This window comes from Stella humosa, from assembly GCF_006738645.1.
Taxonomy (GTDB): Bacteria; Pseudomonadota; Alphaproteobacteria; order ATCC43930; family Allostellaceae; genus Allostella; species Allostella humosa.
This window is the reverse complement of record NZ_AP019700.1, coordinates 2,669,178-2,688,150: the sequence shown is the minus strand read 5'-3', so window position 1 is coordinate 2,688,150 and position 18,973 is coordinate 2,669,178. Positions and strand designations below refer to the sequence as shown.

Annotated in this window: 7 protein-coding genes; 3 read left to right on the top strand and 4 right to left on the bottom strand. The window is 67.1% G+C overall.

Annotated features, from left to right (window positions below; genetic code table 11):
- The first annotated feature begins 65 nt into the window (after positions 1-65).
- The 3 genes from STVA_RS12575 (at position 66) to STVA_RS12565 (ending at position 14,324) form a co-directional block, all read left to right on the top strand.
- Complete coding sequence (locus STVA_RS12575) at positions 66-3,968, top strand: calcium-binding protein (RefSeq protein WP_123688280.1); 3,903 nt, start codon at positions 66-68, stop codon at positions 3,966-3,968.
- 206 nt (positions 3,969-4,174) lie between these two features.
- Complete coding sequence (locus STVA_RS12570) at positions 4,175-9,157, top strand: beta strand repeat-containing protein (protein ID WP_123688279.1); 4,983 nt, start codon at positions 4,175-4,177, stop codon at positions 9,155-9,157.
- Positions 9,158-9,431: 274 nt separating this feature from the next.
- Positions 9,432-14,324, top strand: a complete 4,893-nt coding sequence (locus STVA_RS12565; protein ID WP_123688278.1) for a beta strand repeat-containing protein — start codon at positions 9,432-9,434, stop codon at positions 14,322-14,324.
- Between the two features lie 34 nt (positions 14,325-14,358).
- On the opposite strand, the gene STVA_RS12560 is transcribed toward STVA_RS12565, so the two are convergent.
- Genes STVA_RS12560 through STVA_RS12545 form a run of 4 tightly spaced genes read right to left on the bottom strand, consistent with a single transcriptional unit; the run spans position 14,359 to position 18,965 of the window.
- Complete coding sequence (locus STVA_RS12560; RefSeq protein ID WP_170216315.1) at positions 14,359-15,636, bottom strand: NAD(P)/FAD-dependent oxidoreductase; 1,278 nt, start codon at positions 15,634-15,636, stop codon at positions 14,359-14,361.
- 13 nt (positions 15,637-15,649) lie between these two features.
- Positions 15,650-16,363, bottom strand: coding sequence for an ABC transporter ATP-binding protein (locus STVA_RS12555; RefSeq protein WP_420822818.1), 714 nt, complete (start codon positions 16,361-16,363; stop codon positions 15,650-15,652).
- On the bottom strand, positions 16,360-17,109 hold the full coding sequence (locus STVA_RS12550) for an ABC transporter ATP-binding protein (protein ID WP_123688276.1): 750 nt from the start codon (positions 17,107-17,109) through the stop codon (positions 16,360-16,362). Before STVA_RS12550 ends, STVA_RS12555 begins: the two co-directional genes overlap by 4 nt.
- The gene (locus STVA_RS12545; protein WP_338069528.1) at positions 17,106-18,965 is read right to left on the bottom strand and encodes an ABC transporter permease; all 1,860 of its coding nucleotides are present in this window, start codon (positions 18,963-18,965) and stop codon (positions 17,106-17,108) included. The genes STVA_RS12550 and STVA_RS12545 overlap by 4 nt, the downstream gene beginning before the upstream one ends.
- Between the last annotated feature and the right edge of the window lie 8 nt (positions 18,966-18,973).

Below are 18,973 nucleotides of genomic sequence, written 5' to 3'. Positions count from 1 at the left end.
AATCCGGTAAGACTATCCATCCCAAATCGGCCGGGCGCGGCCGGCGGCTTTGGGGGGATATAGACTTGGCTATCATCAATCTGGGACCGGGCGGTCAAGTATTCCCTGCCGACAGCAGCACGGGCGCCGACACGATCTATGGCGAGGGCGGCGACGACGAGATTCATGGTGGCAATGGCGCTGATCGCGTCTTCGGCGACGGCGATGCCGACACGCTCTACGGCGACAATGGGGCCGATACGATCGCCGGCGGCAATGCCAACGACCTGATCTATGGCGGCCTCGGCGACGACAGCATCTTCGGCGATTCCCACAACAGCCTGCTCGGCCATCTCGGCGACGACACGATCTATGGCGAGAATGGCAAGGACCGCATTTTCGGCGGTGACGGTACCGACCTTGCCTATGGCGGCGACAGCCAGGACCTGCTCTACGGTGGCGAGGGCATCGACAGCCTCTATGGCGACGCCAGCGACGACACGCTGCTGGGCAATGATGGCGCCGATTTCCTAGATGGCGGCAGCACCAACGACCTGATCTATGGCGGTAACGGCGCCGACTACCTGACCGGTAACAGCTCCACCGACACGTTGTTCGGCGAGAACGACAACGACACCATCGTGGGCGACAGCGGCCCCGATCTGGCTTATGGCGGCAATGGGTCCGACCTGCTGTATGGCGATGCCACCGCCGACACGCTGTGGGGCGGTCAGGACGGCGATTTCGTCTATGGCGGCACCAACAACGACCTGATCTATGGCGAGGACGGCGGCGACCTCCTCTATGGCGACAGCGACGACGATACGGCCTTCGGCGGCCAGGGGACCGACCTCGTCTATGGCAGCTCCGGCTTCGACCTCCTCTATGGCGAGGACGACAACGACACGGTCGCTGGCGGCGGCGATGCCGATGGCCTGTTCGGCGGCAATGGCGCCGATCTCCTCTATGGCGACGGCGCGGGCGATACCATCTGGGCGGGCCTGGGCGCCGATGTGGCCTATGGCGGCACCGGCAACGACCTGATCCATGGCGAGGACGACGCCGACCTGCTCTATGGGGACGGCGATGACGACACGATGTGGGGTGGCCAGGGGACGGACGCCCTGTTCGGCGGCAACGGCCTCGACCTGCTCTATGGCGAGGTCGACGACGACACGCTGGACGGCGCCTCCGACGCCGACCAATTGTTCGGCGGCAATGGCAACGATCTGTTGCTCGGCGCCAGCAACGCAGACACGATCTGGGGCGGCGAGAACGACGATCTGGCCTATGGCGGCAGCGGCTCCGACCTTCTCAATGGCGAGGCCGGCAAAGACCTCTTCTATGGCGACGAGGGCAATGACACGGTACTCGGCGGCGACGGCGACGACACGCTGTCGGGTGGCAATAGCGACGACCTGATCTATGGCGAGGTCGGCAGCGACGTCGTCCATGGCGGCGAGAACCACGACGCGATCGACGGCGGCGCGGACGCGGACCAGCTCTTTGGCGAGGATGGCAATGACACCCTGACCGGCGGCGACGGCGCCGACCAGTTGACGGGTGCCGGCGGCAACGACCTCGCCTATGGCGATGCCGGCGCGGACCTGTTGTACGGCGATGGGGCCGCCGACACACTGCATGGCGGTGACGAGACCGATACGATCTTCGGCGGCACCAACAACGACCTGCTCTACGGCGAGGTCGGCGGGGACCTGCTCTACGGCGACGAGAATGCCGACACCGTCGTCGGTGGCAATGGGGCAGACACGCTGACCGGCGGCGGTGGCGTAGATCTGGTCTATGGCGACGACGACAACGACCTGCTTTATGGCGAGGGTGGTGACGATACGCTGCTCGGTGGTGCGGGCAACGATCTCGTCCAGGGTGGCGAGGGCAACGACCTCATCTTCGGCTCGGCCGAGGGCGATACCGTCGTCGGCGGCCCGGATACGCTGTTCGGCGGCAACGGCACCGACCTGATCTATGGCGGCGCGGGCAATGCGCTGATCTATGGCGAGCAGGAAGCCGACACGATCCATGCCGCAGGTTCATACGACCGGGTCGATGGCGGGGACGGCAACGACCTGATCTATGGCGGGCAGGCCTACGCGTTCCTTCGCGGTGGCGACGGCGACGACACCATCCTGGGTGGCAACGGTTTGGTCGGTAGCGACACGCTCTATGGCGACAACGGGAACGACCTGCTGAAGGTGGGAGGACTCGCTGCCTTGTTCTATGTCGGCACCGGCAGCGACACCGTTTCCGGCAGCCTCGACCAGCTCAGCAACAGCGTCGTCTTTGACTTCGACACGCTGTCCGGCGGCGATCTCGACGTGGTCGTGGTCGAGACCGTATTCGGCGGCGACACGCGAGAGGTGTTCTCGTCGACCGGCGACCTCGACCTCGACGGGGATGGCGACAGCGACCTCACCATCTCGAACTCCAGCGGCGTGGATTGGCGTCGCGAGGTTATCGGCGATGTCACCCGCTTCTCGATCAGCGCGCCACTGTTCACCGAGAATGCCGACACGGTCGACCTGACGGCGATCGACCTCAGCCAGTATGGCGGCGTGTCGGACGCGCTGGGCGGCGACGATCGGGTGACGCTGACCGGGGATTCCGACCGCGACGATGTCTTCTTCGGCGGGAATGGCAGCGACCGCATCCTCGGCAGCAACGATATCGAGAGCATCCATGGCGGCAATGGTGCCGACACGCTCTATGGCGGCAACGGCGACGACGAGGTCTTCGGCGAAGCCGACGCCGATCTCATCTATGGCGAGGATGGCAATGACGCGCTGGCTGGCGGCGCCGGCGCCGACCGGGTGTTCGGCGGCGACGGCGACGACCAGATCTTCGGCGAGGAAGACGCCGATCTCGTCTATGGCGGCGACGGCAGCGACTATCTGATCGGCGGCAACGGCACGGACACCCTCTGGGGCGGCGACGGGCGCGACACCCTGGTATCCAACGCCGGGGCGGACCTCCTCTATGGCGGGGCCGATGGCGACGCCATCTCCGGGTACGCCGCCGAACTGCATCAGGACACCGTCTTCGACTTCCTGCCAGGGTCGATCGAGGAGTCCGACTACATCGTCGTCCTGGGCAACTATAGCGCCCTCAATGGCGGCAAGCTGACGGGCGGCCTGCTCGACCTCACGCTGCCGGACTCGAAAGACCCGGCCGCGATCACGCTGGCCTTTGGCGGCCAGCCCGTCGCCGGCACCATCAATGCGACCTTTGCCGACGGCGAGACGACGATCCGCATCATCGCCTCGACGACGACGAGCAACGGCAACGAGCTGGTGGTCGCCGATGCCGGCTCCAATTCGATCGACGGCAAGAACGGCAATGACAGCATCTTCGGCGGCGAGGGCAAGGACACGCTGAAGGGCGGCAACGGCAACGACATGCTGGTCGGTGGCAGCGATCGCGATGCGCTGTGGGGCGGTGCGGGTGACGACACGCTCGCCGGTGGCTCGGATGTCGACACGCTTTATGGCGAGAACGGCAACGACCTGGCCCATGGCGGCGACGGTGGCGACCGTCTTGAGGGCGGTGCCGGCAGCGACACGCTCTATGGCGATGCCGCGGGCGACACGATCCAGGGCGGTGCCGACGGCGACCGGCTGATCGGCGGCGAAGGCAATGACCGCCTGTCGGGCGACGCCGGTGGCGACTTCATCGACCTGGACGAGATGGTCGATACCCGCGACACGGTGTACGGCACGGTGGCCGACCTGTCGGGCGACACTATCGCCCACTTCGTCACCGGCACCGGCAAGGACGCCGACATGCTCGCCATTACCGGCGTGGCGTCCAAGAACAGCAAGCTGCTCGACAGCCTGGCGATCACCGACGGCGTGCTGTCGCTGAGCAAGCTGGGCGGCGGCGAGATCCGCTTCGAGGACCTAGAGCCGGACGGCAACTACTATACCGACACCATGCTGGGGTCGGACGGCGCGATCCTGATCTATATCGTCTAGCGGCCTGCGGGGATCATCGGCCGGCGCCCAGGCGCCGGCCGATTGCTACCGGTCCGATTATTACCAAATGATTTTTCTAGATATAACTCGTAGTAATTGCGAAGTACTCGCAAGAAAAAAAGACAGATTGACGGCAACTGCCATAAGTCTAGTAAGGTCCGCCAGAGCGCTGCCATTCGGGGCAGCTGCATCGCCGGGGGGCGGTCATGGCGACTATCAATCTTGACGACAGTGCGAACGCCTTCACGCCGGACAGCAGCCCGGGCGGCGACGAAATCTATGGCCTGAATGGCAACGACACTATCCAGGGCGGCGATGGCGACGACCTGATCTATGGCGGCCTCGATGACGACAGCCTGTTCGGCGACGCCCACAACGACCTGCTGGGTGTATCCGGCAACGACACCGTGTTCGGGGACGACGGCAACGACACGCTGGTCGGCAAGGACCTCGTCGACCTCCTCTATGGCGGCAATGGCGCCGACAGCCTGGATGGCGGCCTGGGCCTGGACACCCTCTTCGGCGAGGAAGACAGCGACACCCTGTTCGGCAGCGGGGATGCCGACCTGGTCTATGGCGGCAACGGCGCCGACACCCTGAATGGCGGCGGTGGCGACGACACGCTGTTCGGCGAGAACGACGACGACACGCTGCATGGCTCGCTGGACCAGGACCTGCTGTTCGGCGGTCTAGGCAACGACAGCTTGAGGGGCGGCAATGGCGTCGACACCCTCTATGGCGGCGATGGCGATGACCAAGCCGAGGGTGGCACAGGCAACGACCTGATCTATGGCGGCCAGGGCAACGATCGGCTCGACGGTGGCGGCGATGACAGCGCGCCGAACGGTCGGGACACGCTGTTCGGCGAGGACGGCAACGACGCGCTTACCGGCGGCGGCCTGGGCGACGACCTGTTCTATGGTGGGAATGGCGCCGACGACCTGAACGGCGGCAACGACGCCGATACCCTGTTCGGCGAGGACGACAACGACACGATGCGGGGTGGCCAGGGCGCCGACCTGTTCTATGGCGGCCAAGGCAGCGACAACGTGCACGGCGAGTCCGAAAGCGACACGCTTTTCGGCGAAGACGACGATGACCTGCTGTTCGGCGATTCTCAGGACGACCTGCTCTACGGCAGTAACGGCAACGACAGCCTCGATGGCGGGTCGCAGAACGATACGCTCCACGGCGGCAACGGCGCCGATACGCTGCGCGGCAGCTCGAACGACGACCTTGTCTATGGCGGTGACGGCGACGATGTCCTGATCGAAGAGTACGACTCCGCCACGATGTTCGGCGGCCAGGGTAACGACACGCTGAATGGCAGCAATGCCGCGAGTGTCTGGCTCTCTGGCGACGACGACAACGACCTCATCTATGGATCGAATACCAACGATACGCTGTCTGGCGGCAACGGCCACGACACGCTGTTTGCCGACAATGGCAGCAACCAAGCCGATGGCGGCGCCGGCAACGACCTGATCTATGGCGGTGAAACCCAGGACACACTGAACGGTGACGAGGGCGACGACACGCTGCTGGGCGAGAATGCCTCCGGGCAGCTCGATGGCGGCGGCGGCAACGACCTCGTCTATGGCGGGCAGTCGACTGACACAATGCGCGGCGGTGCCGGCGGCGACCGCCTCTTCGGCTATGGCAGCCAGGACCTGATCTATGGCGGCGACGATGGCGACACGCTCTACGGCGGCGATGATGAGGACAGGATCGTCGGCGGCCAGGGCCTGGATCTGATCTATGGCGAGAACGGCGCCGACACGCTCTATGGCGGCGACGACGGCGACTCCCTCTATGGCGGCAATGCGGCCGACTTCGCCTATGGCGGCAACGGCGCCGACTATCTCGATGGCGGCACCAACAACGACATCCTCCTGGGCGAGGATGGCGACGACACGATGGCCGGCGGCAGCAACAACGACAGCCTGTCGGGCGGCAACGGCAGCGACCGGATCCTGGGCGACGGCAACAACGACAGCATCTGGGCCGGCGACGGCGCCGACATCGTCTATGGCGGGTCGAACAACGACCTGCTCTATGGCGAGGAGGATGCCGATCTCCTCTATGGCGACGCCAACCTCGACACGATCTTCGGCGGCAATGGCGGCGACGAGGTCTGGGGCGGTACCGGCACCGACCTCGCCTATGGCGGCGAGGGCAACGATCTTCTCTACGGCGGCGACGCTGAAGACACGGTGTTTGGCGACCAGGGAAGCGACCTGGTGGCCGGCGGGAACGGGCTGGACCGGCTGGAACTGGGCGAAGGCAGCGATACCGCCTTCGGATCCTACGATGCGCTGAACGGCGATTCGATCGGCGACTTCGACACGGCCTCGGGCGGCGACACCGACCATGTAGTGCTCGATACCGTCATCGGCGTCGACACGCGCGAGTTCTTCGTCGCCACCGACGACTACCTGGACCTGGACGGGGACTCCGACGGCGATATCCTCGTATCGGGCAGCCAGGGGCTGGAATGGCGACGTCAGGTGGTCGGGGCCACCACGCACTTCACCCTTGCGGCGCCGCTGTTCACCGACGACGCCGATACCGTCGACCTGACCGCGTTCGATCTCGATGCCTACAGCAATGTCTCCGATGCGCTGGATGGCAACGACCAGGTCACGCTCAACGGTGCCGACAGCGCATCCGGGGACGACACGTTCAGTGGCGGCAACGGCGATGACACGATCTTCGGCAGCGACGACGAGGAGGTCATCTACGGTGGCGAGGGCGATGACTGGCTGTCGGGTGGCGACAGTGTCGATCAGTTGTTCGGCGGCAACGGCGCCGACAGCTTCTTTGGCAGCCTCGCGGAGTTCGCCGCGGATTCCGTAGGCGACACCATCAATGACTTCGACCTGACGGGCGCCGATGGCGATCTCGTCGTGCTCGATACGGTCCTAGGTTCCGACAGCCGCAGTTACTTCATCTCCGGCAACGACTTCCTCGACCTGAACGGTGACGGCACCGGGGATGTTTTCGTCACCGGCTCCAACGGCGTGGAGTGGGAACGCGAGACGTTCGGGGTCTATACCCGCTTCACCGCCCAGGCCGCGCTCTTCACCGAGGGCGGTGACAGCGTCGACCTCGATACCGTCGACTTCGACAGCTATGGCAACGTTTCCGACGCGCTCGGCGGCAACGATCGGGTCACGCTTTCGGGCGACGAGAGCCGCGACGACAGCTTCACCGGCGGCCTGGGCAACGATCTGATCCAGGGCAGCGACGACGACGAGACGGTCTTTGGCGGCCAGCATTCCGACACGCTCTATGGCAACGACGGCAGCGACCTGCTGTATGGCGACCTGGACTATGACGTCCTGCACGGCGGCAACGGCAACGACCAGCTCCATGGCGGCGACGGCAACGGCCTGCTCTATGGCGAGGCCGGCGACGACGACCTGTATGGCGGCAATGGCCTGGACACGCTCGACGGCGGCAACGGCAACGACTATCTGGGCGGCGGCGGCGGCAACGACCGCTACGAAATGGGTCTCGGCAGCGACACCGCGATTGGCTCCCTGGCCGACCTGACGGGCGATTCCGTCACCGACTTCGACACGGTGGTGGGCGGCAGCGACGTCGACCGGATCGTGCTCGACACCATCCTGGGCAGCGACACGCGCAGCATCTTTGCCCCCGGCAACGACTTCCTTGATGTCGACGGCGACGGCGACGGCGACCTCTACGTCGCCGGCACCAGCGGCGTCGAGTGGACGCGAACAGAGATCGCAGGACGCACCCACTTCACCATCTCGGCCCCGCTCTTCACCGAGAGTGCCGACAGCGTCGACCTGCGGGAGGTCGACTTCGAGCTCTACGGCAACGTCTCCGACGCGCTCGGCGGCAACGACAAGGTGACCCTGAGCGGTGACGAGAGCGGTGACGACCAGTTCTCCGGCGGCGACGGCAACGACCGGATCGGCGGCAGCGAGGATGACGAGACGATCGCCGGCGGCAACGGCGTCGACACGCTCGACGGTGCCGACGGCGACGACGAGCTGCAGGGCGGCCAGGGCAACGACCTGCTCTATGGCGGCAACGGCGCGGACGATCTCTACGGCGGCAACGGCACGGACCGGCTTTATGGCGGGGCCGACGACGACCTGCTGTCGGGCGACGCGGATGCCGACACGCTTTATGGCGGCCAGGGCCACGACACGCTGGCACCCGGCGGCGGCAAGGACGTGATCAACACCGGCGACGATGCCGACATGATCTTCGGCACGGCGGCCGAACTACACCAGGACACCGTCACCGACTTCATGCCGGGGACGGCGGACGGGTCGGACTTCATCGTCGTCGACGGCGACTATTCCGGCCTCGACGGCAACAAGCTCGCCGGCGGCGTGCTCGACTTCAAGGACGGCAACAAGCTGACCTTGCTGTACGGCAACGCATCGGTCGGAGGAACGGTCGAGGCGGTCTTCGACGACGGCCAGACGACCATCTGGATCGAGAGCGGCGTGGCGTCCACGGACGGCAACGACGTGGTCGTCGCCGACGGCAAGTCGAACTCGATCGACGGCAAGAACGGCAACGACGTTCTCTTCGGTGGCGACGGCAAGGACACGCTGAAGGGCGGCAACGGCAACGACCTGCTGGATGGCGGCAGCGACCGCGACGCGCTGTGGGGCGGCAATGGCGGCGACACGCTGACCGGCGGCGCTGATGTCGACACGCTCTATGGCGACAACGGCAACGACCTCGCCTATGGCGGCAATGGCGGCGACCGGATCGAGGGCGGCTCCGGCGGCGATACGCTGCATGGCGATGCCGCGGCCGACACGATCCTGGGCGGCGCCGACAGCGACAAGATCGCCGGCGGCGAGGGTGCCGACCGGCTTCAGGGCGATGCCGGCGGCGACTACATCGACCTGGACGAGATGGTCGACACCCGCGACACGGTGTTCGGTACGGTGGCCGACCTGTCGGGCGACACCATCGCCCACTTCATCACCGGCACGGGATCGGTCTCCGACGTGATCGCGATCACGGGCGTGGCGTCGAAGAACAGCAAGCTGCTGGACAGCCTGGCCATAACCGACGGCGTGCTGTCACTCAGCAAGCTGGGCGGCGGCGAGATCCGCTTCGAGGATATCGAGCCGGGCCACTATACCGACACCATGCTGGGCTCCGACGGCGCGATCCTGATCTACATCGTGTAGCGGTTGCATCGGACCGTTGGCCGGCGTTCGTTTCAGGAATGCGCCGGCCAACAGCTCTGATCGAACAGAGGTTGCATTGGTCGGATGCCTTCATGCCGCGCGCTTTTCCAGCGGGGATCCGGGCCGTCGGCGCACATGACGAAGATTTGCGAATGAACGGCCCAGCTTATCTGCAAGCAAAAATCGTGCAAATTGGGCTAAGGGCTTCAAAGACTCGTAGTAGCGCAATGGTTGAGTAGGCTACCGTAATCCATCTTCGTCGGGGGGCGAGCGGATGGCAGCGGTCAGTCTGGGTGGTGGCGACGATTTTTACGGCGCGGATAGCAGCCCTGCCGCGGACTCCATATTCGGCGAGGACGGCAACGACACCATCGGCGGTGGCAACGGCAACGACTACCTCTATGGCGGCAACGGCAGCGATTCCCTGGATGGTGGCAACGGCAACGACAGCGTCGATGGTGGCAGCGACGCCGACTACCTCTATGCCGGCATCGGCAGCGACTATCTCTACGGCGGTGAAGGCCAGGACTATCTGGACGGTGGCGAAGGCGGCGACACGCTCGATGGCGGCAACGGCAGCGATCAGATCTTCGGCGGCAACGGCAACGACCGGCTCTACGGCGACGGCCGCGCGGATTCGCTCGGGTTCTTCGGCGACGACACGCTCCATGGCGGCAACGGCGTCGACGTCATTTATGGCGGCAACGGCACCGACCTGATCTACGGCGATGAGGATTCCGACATCCTCTATGGCGGCGTCGGCAACGACGCCATCCATGGCGGCAATGCTGCCGACAGTCTGGTGGGTGATGCCGGGGCGGACACCCTGTACGGCGGCAACGGTGCCGACGCGCTGCGCGGTGATGGCGGACTGGACCTCTATTATGGCGGCGCCGGGAACGACGCCATCTTTGGGTTCACCGTTCCGGACCTGACCGGCGATTCCATATTCGGCTTCAACGCCGTCTACGGGGATGACTACGATGTCATCGCCGTGCTCGGAAACTATGGCGACAGCGTCTTCACGCTGGCCAGCGATTCCCTCGATCTGAACGGCGACAGTATCGGCGACATCTTCGTCGAGGGCGGCCAGGGGCAACTCTGGCAGCGCAAGTACGAGGCGACATTCGCCAGCACCTATTTCTCCATGGCCCCGAAGGTCTTCACCGAGGGCGCTGACACCGTCAATCTCGATACGGTCAGCTTCGACAGTGTCAATTTCGACGCCGACGCCCTGGGCGGCGACGATCGCGTCACGCTGTCGGGCAACGCCACGGTCGACAACGACTTCTTCGGCGGCAACGGCAACGACCTGATCGTCGGCACCAAGCAGGCCGAGACGATCGGCGGCGGGCAGGATGCCGACACTATCTTCGGCGGCGTCGGCAACGACCTGCTCGATGGCGGCGAAGGTAATGATCTCGTCTATGGCGAGGACGGTACCGACCATCTCTACGGCGGAAGCGGCATCGATGCCCTCCATGGCGGCAACGGCAACGACTATCTCGGCGGTGGCAACGGCGATGACTACCTGAGCGGCGGCAACGGGACCGATACCCTCTATGGCGACGATGGCACCGACACGCTCGATGCCGGGCTGCAGGACTTCAACGAGCTTTTCGGCGGCAACGGCAACGATTCCGTCTATGGCGGCACGGGCATCGACCTCCTCTATGGCGGGGACGACGACGACACCGTCCGGGGCAATGGCGGCAACGACGCGCTGGTCGGCGGCAACGGTGCCGATCTTCTTTACGGCGATGACGGCGCCGACAGCATTACCGGGGGCACCTATACGCTGACTGGCGGCGATGTCGGCGATACGGCCTATGGCGGCAACGGCAACGACCTGCTCTATGGCGAGGACGGCGACGACGAACTGCATGGCGACGGGGATCTCGACACGCTCTACGGCGGGAACGGGATCGATCAGCTCTTCGGCGGCAACGGCAGCGATCTTCTCGACGGCCAGGACAGCGCCGATCTCCTCTATGGCGGCGATGCCGGCGACAGCCTCTACGGCGGCAACGGCAATGACTTCCTCGGCGGTGGCGAGGGCAACGACCACCTCTATGGCGGCAATGGCGCCGACAGCTTCTTCGGTGGCCAGTCGGACCTGACCACGGACTCGGTCTACGACTTCGACACCACGGGCAGTGATGGCGACGCCATCGTGCTCGACACGATCCCGGGCAGCGACAGCCGCGGCTACTTCACCTCCAGCAATGATTTCCTCGACGTCGACGGCGACGGCACGGGCGACGTCTACGTCGCCGGCTCCAATGGCGTGGAATGGGAGCGCGAGACGATAGGCGGTTACACCCGCTTCACGGCCCAGGCCGCGCTCTTCACCGAGGGCGCCGACAGCGTCGACCTGGATACCGTTGACTTCGACAGCTATGGCAACGTCTCCGACGCACTTGGCGGCAACGACAGCGTCACCCTGTCTGGCGACGAGAGCCGCGACGACAGCTTCGCCGGCGGCCAGGGCAACGACCTGATCTTCGGCAGCGAGAACGACGAGACCATCACCGGCGGCAACGGCTTCGACAGCATCCTTGGCGGCAATGGCAGCGACGCGCTGCACGGCGGCAATCTCCAGGACGAGCTTTATGGCGGCGATGGCAACGACGTGCTCTACGGCGCCGCCGCCGGCGACCACCTCCATGGGGGCGAGGGCAACGATCTGCTGCGTGGCGGTGGCTGGAGTGACTATCTGTTCGGCGGCAATGGCGCGGACAGCTTCTTAGGCAGCCTCGCCGAGTTTGCCGGTGACAGCGTCGATGGTGACAGCGTCGATGGCTTCGGCAGCTTCGGGACGTTGGACGGCGATACGATCTTCGATTTCGACACGACCGGTGCTGCGGGCGACGCGGTCGTGCTCGATACGATCGAGGGCAGCGACAGCCGCAGCTTCTTCACTTCGAGCAACGACTTCCTCGATGTCGACGGCAATGGCTCCGGCGATCTCTACGTCGCCGGGTCCAATGGGGTGGAATGGGAGCGCGAAACGGTCGGCGGCTATACCCGCTTCACCATCAACCCGACCATCTTCACCGAGGGCGCCGACAGCGTCGACCTCGATACCGTCGACTTCGACAGCTACAACAACGTCTCCGACGCGCTGGGGGGTGACGACAGCGTCACCCTGTCCGGCGGCCAGAGCCGCGACGACGACTTCGTCGGCGGCAACGGCGCCGACCTCATCCTCGGCAGCGGGAACGCGGAAACCATCGCTGGCGGCCAGGGCTTCGACACGCTTTATGGCGCCGACGGCAACGACCTGCTCTATGGCGATGGCGGCTTCGACCAGCTCTCGGGCGGCAACGGCGATGACCAGCTCCATGGTGGCGATGGCGACGGGCTGCTCTATGGCGATGCAGGCGACGACGACCTCTACGGCGGCAATGGCGCCGACACGCTCGGCGGAGGCAATGGCGACGATTATCTGGGTGGCGGCGGCGGCAACGACCGCTACGACCTGGGTCTCGGCAGCGACACCGCGATTGGCTCCCTGGCCGACCTGACGGGCGATTCCGTTACCGACTTCGACACGGTGGTGGGCGGCAGCGACGTCGACCGGATCGTGCTCGACACCATCCTGGGTAGCGACACGCGCAGCATCTTTGCCCCCGGCAACGACTTCCTTGATGTCGACGGCGACGGCGACGGCGACCTCTACGTCGCCGGCACCAGCGGCGTCGAGTGGACGCGAACAGAGATCGCAGGACGCACCCACTTCACCATCTCGGCCCCGCTCTTCACCGAGAGTGCCGACAGCGTCGACCTGCGGGAGGTCGACTTCGAGCTCTACGGCAACGTCTCCGACGCGCTCGGCGGCAACGACAAGGTGACCCTGAGCGGTGACGAGAGCGGTGACGACCAGTTCTCCGGCGGCGACGGCAACGACCGGATCGGCGGCAGCGAGGATGACGAGACGATCGCCGGCGGCAACGGCGTCGACACGCTCGACGGTGCCGACGGCGACGACGAGCTGCAGGGCGGCCAGGGCAACGACCTGCTCTATGGCGGCAACGGCGCGGACGATCTCTACGGCGGCAACGGCACGGACCGGCTCTATGGCGGGGCCGACGACGACCTTCTGTCGGGCGACGCGGATGCCGACACGCTCTATGGCGGCCAGGGCCACGACACGCTGGCACCCGGCGGCGGCAAGGACGTGACCAACACCGGCGACGATGCCGATCGCATTGTCGGCAGTGCTGCCGACCTGCACCAGGACACCGTCACGGACTTCCTTCCGGGGACCATGGACGGGTCGGACTTCATCGTCGTCGACGGCAACTACTCGGGCCTGGACGGCAACAAGCTCGCTGCCGGCGTGCTGGACTTCAAGGACGGCAACAAGCTGACCTTGCTGTACAGCAACACCTCGGTCGGGGGCACGGTCGAGGCGGTCTTCGACGACGGGCAGACGACGATCTGGATCGAGACCGGCGGCGGCATCACCGAGGGCAACGACATCGTCGTCGCCGATGGCAAGTCGAACTCCATCGACGGCAAGAACGGCAACGACGTCCTCTTCGGCGGCGACGGCAAGGACACGCTGCGGGGCGGCAACGGCAACGACCTGCTGGATGGCGGCAGCGACCGCGATGCGCTGTGGGGCGGCAACGGCGGCGACACGCTGAGCGGCGGCGCCGACGTCGACACACTCTATGGCGAGAACGGCAACGACCTCGCCTATGGCGGCAATGGCGGCGACCGCATCGAGGGCGGTTCCGGCACCGACACGCTCTATGGCGATGCCGCGGCCGATACGATCCTTGGTGGTGCCGACAACGACAAGATCGCCGGCGGCGAGGGTGCCGACCGTCTCCAGGGCGATGCCGGCGGCGACTATATCGACCTGGACGAGATGGTCGATACCCGCGACACGGTGTACGGCACGGTGGCCGACCTGTCGGGCGACACCATCGCCCACTTCGTGGCCGGCACCGGCAAGGACGCCGACGTGATCGCGATATCCGGCGTGGCGTCCAAGAACAGCAAGCTGCTCGACAGCCTGGCCATCACCGACGGCGTGCTGTCATTGAGCAAGCTGGGTGGCGGCGAGATCCGCTTCGAGGACATGGAGCCGGGCGGCACCCACTACACCGACACCATGCTCGGTTCGGACGGCTCGATCCTGATCTACATCATCTAGGGATCGGGCCGCCCGCCCCGGCGGTCGACCGCTTTCAGAAGCGGTCGACCCGATAGGGGTGGATGTCGATTTCCGGGCGGTTGCCCGTCATCAGTTGCGAGATGAGGCGGCCGGTCATCGCCGACTGGGTCAGGCCCAGATGGTGGTGGCCGAAGGCGAAGAAGACATTGCCGTACTTGGGCGACGGCCCGATCACCGGCAGGGAGTCCGGCAGGGTCGGACGGAAGCCCAGCCAGCGCTCGACCTTGTCGGTCTTCATGCCGGGCAGCAGGCGGCGCCCCTTCTCCAGCAGCGCGTCGGCGCGCTTCCAGTTCGGGGCGGCATCCAGCCCGGCCAGCTCGACCGTGCCGGCGACGCGGATGCCGTCCGCCATCGGGGTCAGGAAGAACTTGCCTTCGGAGGACGACACCGGCAGGCGCAGGTCGACGCCGGGATCGGCGACCATCGCATGGTAGCCGCGCTCGGTCTCGAGCGGGACATTGTGGCCCAGGCGCGCCACCAGCCGCTTGGACCAGGCGCCGGCCGCGATCACGATATTGTCGAACGGCATCGGCCCCTTGTCGGTGACCAGCGTCGCCGGCCGGCCGTCGGTGAAGCCGATGTCCTGTACCGTCGCCTGCACGAACTTGCCGCCCGAGCGCAGGAAATGCTCGACCAACCGCTCGGTCAGGCGGATCGGGCTCACCGTGTGGCCGGCATCGGGATGGAAAACGCCATGGGTGACGGTGCGGGCCAGCCCCGGCACGAGCTGGCGCACCTCGTCGGCGGTCAGCATCTCGGCCCGGATGTCGTGGCGCACGCGCACTTCCACGTCGTAGGCCGCTTTCTTGGCAGCCTGCGGACCTTCATAGACGCCGACCCAGCCCTTGCGCTCGATCAGGTCTTCGGCGCCGGCATGCCCGGCCAGGTCCATCCAGGCGGCGACGGTCGGTTTCGACAGGGTGACGATCGCCTTCGACAGCTCCTCCACCTTGGCCGGCTGGGCGTTGCCCACGAAGCGCATCAGCCAGGGGGCCAGCTTCGGCAGGTAGCTCCAGCGGATGGTCAGCGGTCCCAGAGGGTCGAGCAGCATCTTCGGCACCTCCTTCAGGATGCCGGGGGTCGCCAGCGGCATCGCCGTGGTGCCGGAAAGAATGCCGGCATTGCCGAACGAAGTGGCCCGGCCTGGATCCTGGCGATCGACCAGCGTCACCGTGAAGCCCGCACGCTGCAGCGCGATGCCCGTGCCGACGCCGACGATACCGGCCCCCACGACCGTGACCGACCGCCCTGCCCCGGCTTTCCCTGATACCGCCTGCCCCAAAGCCGTCATGTGATGCCCACCCTCATGATCCCGTGCCGAGATGCCGGCCGATTGCCGCATGGTCGGAAGTAATGGCCGCCATGGTCCCGTCGGCGGCGATGCGTCCCTGCGACAGGACGTAGGCGCGATCGGCGACCCGGGCGGCGAACCGCAGATTCTGCTCGGACAGAAGAATGGTCAATCCTTCTGACTTGAGTGCCAGCACGGCGTCGGCCATCGCCGCCACCAGGATGGGGGCGATGCCCTCTGACGGCTCGTCCAGCAGCAGCAGGCTGGGATTGCCCATCAGCGTGCGGGCGACGGCCAGCATCTGCTGCTCGCCGCCGCTGAGGCGCCCGCCCAGGCGGCGCCGCAGCTCGGCCAGCGGCGGGAACAGGCGCCAGATCCGTGCCTCGTCCCAGGTGGGCGCGTCCGGTCGCGGCGGCTGGCGACCGACCTCGAGGTTTTCGGTCACGGTCAGCTCGGTGAAGATCCGCCGTTCCTCGGGCACGTAGCCGACGCCCAGCCGGGCCCGGCGATGGCTGGGGAGAGCACCAAGATCGGTGCTGTCGAAGCGGATGCCGCCTGCGGCGACCCGCACCAGTCCCATGACCGCTTTCAAGGTCGTCGACTTGCCGGCACCGTTGCGGCCGAGCAGGGCCACCACCTCCCCCCGCTCCGCGGTCAGCGACACGCCGTCCAGCGCCATGGCCTGGCCGTAGAAGGCACGCACGCCGTCCAGCACGAGCCGGCTCACGCCTCCGCCTCCAGCCCCAGATAGACGCGGCGCACTGTCTCATCGTGCCGGACGGCATCGGGCTCCCCGGCGGCGATCACCCGGCCACGGTCGAGCACGACGATGCGGTCGGCATGGCCGAACACGACGTCCATGTCGTGCTCGGTGAACAGCAGGCCAATCCCCTGCCCGCGCGCCAGGTCGCTCACCAGGTCCATCAGGGCGTGGCGCTCGTCGGCGGCCATGCCGGCGGTGGGCTCGTCCATCAGCAGCAGGCGCGGTGCCTGGGCCAGCACCATGGCCAGTTCCAGCCGCTTGGCATCGCCATAGGCCAGCGCCCCGGCCCCGCGGTCGCCGTCGGCCGCCAGCCCGACCTGGGCCAGCGCCGCGTCGGCCGCGGCCGGATCATGGTGGCGCAGCGCCCGGCCGACACCGGCGCTCTGCCCCCTGTGGGCCGCCAGCGCCATCTGGACGTTTTCGCGCACGGTGAGCGACGGGAAGGTCTGCGAGATTTGGAAGGTCCGGCCGACGCCCCGGCGGGCCAGCCCGCGCGGCGCCATCCCGGTCACGTCCTGGTCCGCCAGCAGGACACGGCCGCGATCGGGTCGAAGCTGGCCGTTGATGATGTTGAAGCAGGTGGTCTTGCCGGCCCCGTTGGGCCCGATCAGGGCGACGCGCTGGCCGGCCGCAACCGTCAGCGAAACGCCGGCCACCGCCGCCACGGCGCCGAACGAGCGGGCCACATCGTCCACCGCCAGCAGCGTCATGGCGCCTCGCCCCGGCGGCCGATTCCGGCCAGGCCGCCACGGAAAACCACCGCCAGCAGGATGATGGCCAGGCCCAGCACCAGCCGCCACAGCTCCATCCCGCGGACGAGCTGGTCGGCGAGACCGACATAGGCGAAGGCGCCGAGGATCGGCCCCGTCAGCGACTGCACGCCGCCCAGCAGCACCATCACCAGCCCGTCGACGGAGCGCGAGATGGAGAGGAAGCTGGGGAAGACGCTGCCCTTGGCATAGGCGAACAATGCGCCCGCCAGCCCGGCGAAGCTGCCGGCGACGGCGACCGCCGCCCACTGCCGGGCCCCGACCGAGATGCCCAGCGCCTCGGCCCGGCGCGGCGAATCGCGGCCCGCCCGCAGCGACTGGCCGAAGGGCGTGTGCGCCAGGTGGCGGATGGCCATGACGCCGGCCGCCGACAGCGCCAGGGACAGGTAATAGTAGCCGAGGGGCCCCGCCGCCCAGGCGCTGGGCCACAGGCCGAGGATGCCGTTGTCGCCGCCCGTCACCTCCAGCCATTGCACCGCGACCGACCAGGCGATCTGCGCGAAGGCCAGCGACAGCATGGCGAGGTAGACGCCCGATACCCTGGCGCACAGCCAGCCGAAGGCGACCCCAGCCAGGCCTGCGGCCAGTGGCGCGAAAGCCAGCGCCAGTTCCATGGGCGCGGACAGGTACTTGGCCGCCAGGGCCGCACCATAGGCGCCGATGCCGAAATAGGCCGCATGGCCGAACGACACCATGCCACCCACGCCCATCAGGAAATGCAGGCTGGCCGCGAACAGGGTGAGCGCGAGCAGGTCGGTCGCCAGGACCACCGCATAGCCGCCACCGACCAGCGGCAGCAGCAGCAGCGCCGCCAGCAGCAGGGCGCCAGCCAGGCGCAGCCCGCGGCCGGCCGGGCGCAGCGGCGGCTCGCCGGTCCCGTGCCCGCCGCCGGTCGCCACCGGGGCCTCGCCCAGCAGCCCGGCCGGCCGGACGATCAGCACGACCGCCATGATCAGAAAGACCAGAACCAGGGTCAGCTTGGGGAACAGCAGCACGCCGAAGGCATGGACGACGCCGATCAGCACGGCCGCCAGGTAGGCGCCGACAATGCTGCCCATGCCGCCCACGACGACCACCACGAACGCCTCGGCGATGACGTTCAGGTCCATGTGCAGGTTGGCCGCCTCACGCGGCACCTGCAAGGCGCCACCCAGTCCCGCCAGCAGCGCGCCCAGCGCAAAGACGCCGGTGAAAAGGCGCCGCTGGTCGACGCCGAGTGCTGCTGTCATCTCGCGGTCGGCCGTGGCCGCGCGCACCAGGATGCCCCACCGCGTGCGTCGGAACACCAGCCAGAGCAGGCCCAGCACCAGCGGGCCGACGGCGATCAGGAACAGGTCGTAGTGCGGCACCGGCTGGCCGAAGATCTCGACCGCGCCACGCAGGCCGGGCGCCCGCGGGCCCATCCGATCCTCCGGCCCCCACAGCCACAGGGTGGCGTCCTGGATCACCAGGACCAGGCCAAAGGTGGCGAGCAACTGGAACAGCTCGGGCGCGGGATAGACCCGGCGCAGGATCGCCACCTCGACCAGGATGCCGACCACCCCCACCGCCAGGGCGGCCACGACCACGCCCGGCCAGAAGCCGACCCGGTCGATGGCGTCGACGGCGACATAGGCGCCGACCATGAAGAACGAGCCATGCGCGAAGTTGACGACCCGCGTCACCCCGAAGACGATCGTCAGCCCGGCCGACACCAGGAACAGCGACGACGCGCCGGCCAGCCCGGTCAGGGCCTGCGCCAGGGCAAACGACGGCTCCGCCCACAGCAGGCGCAGCGTGCCGATCAGATTGTCCAAGGCCTGGG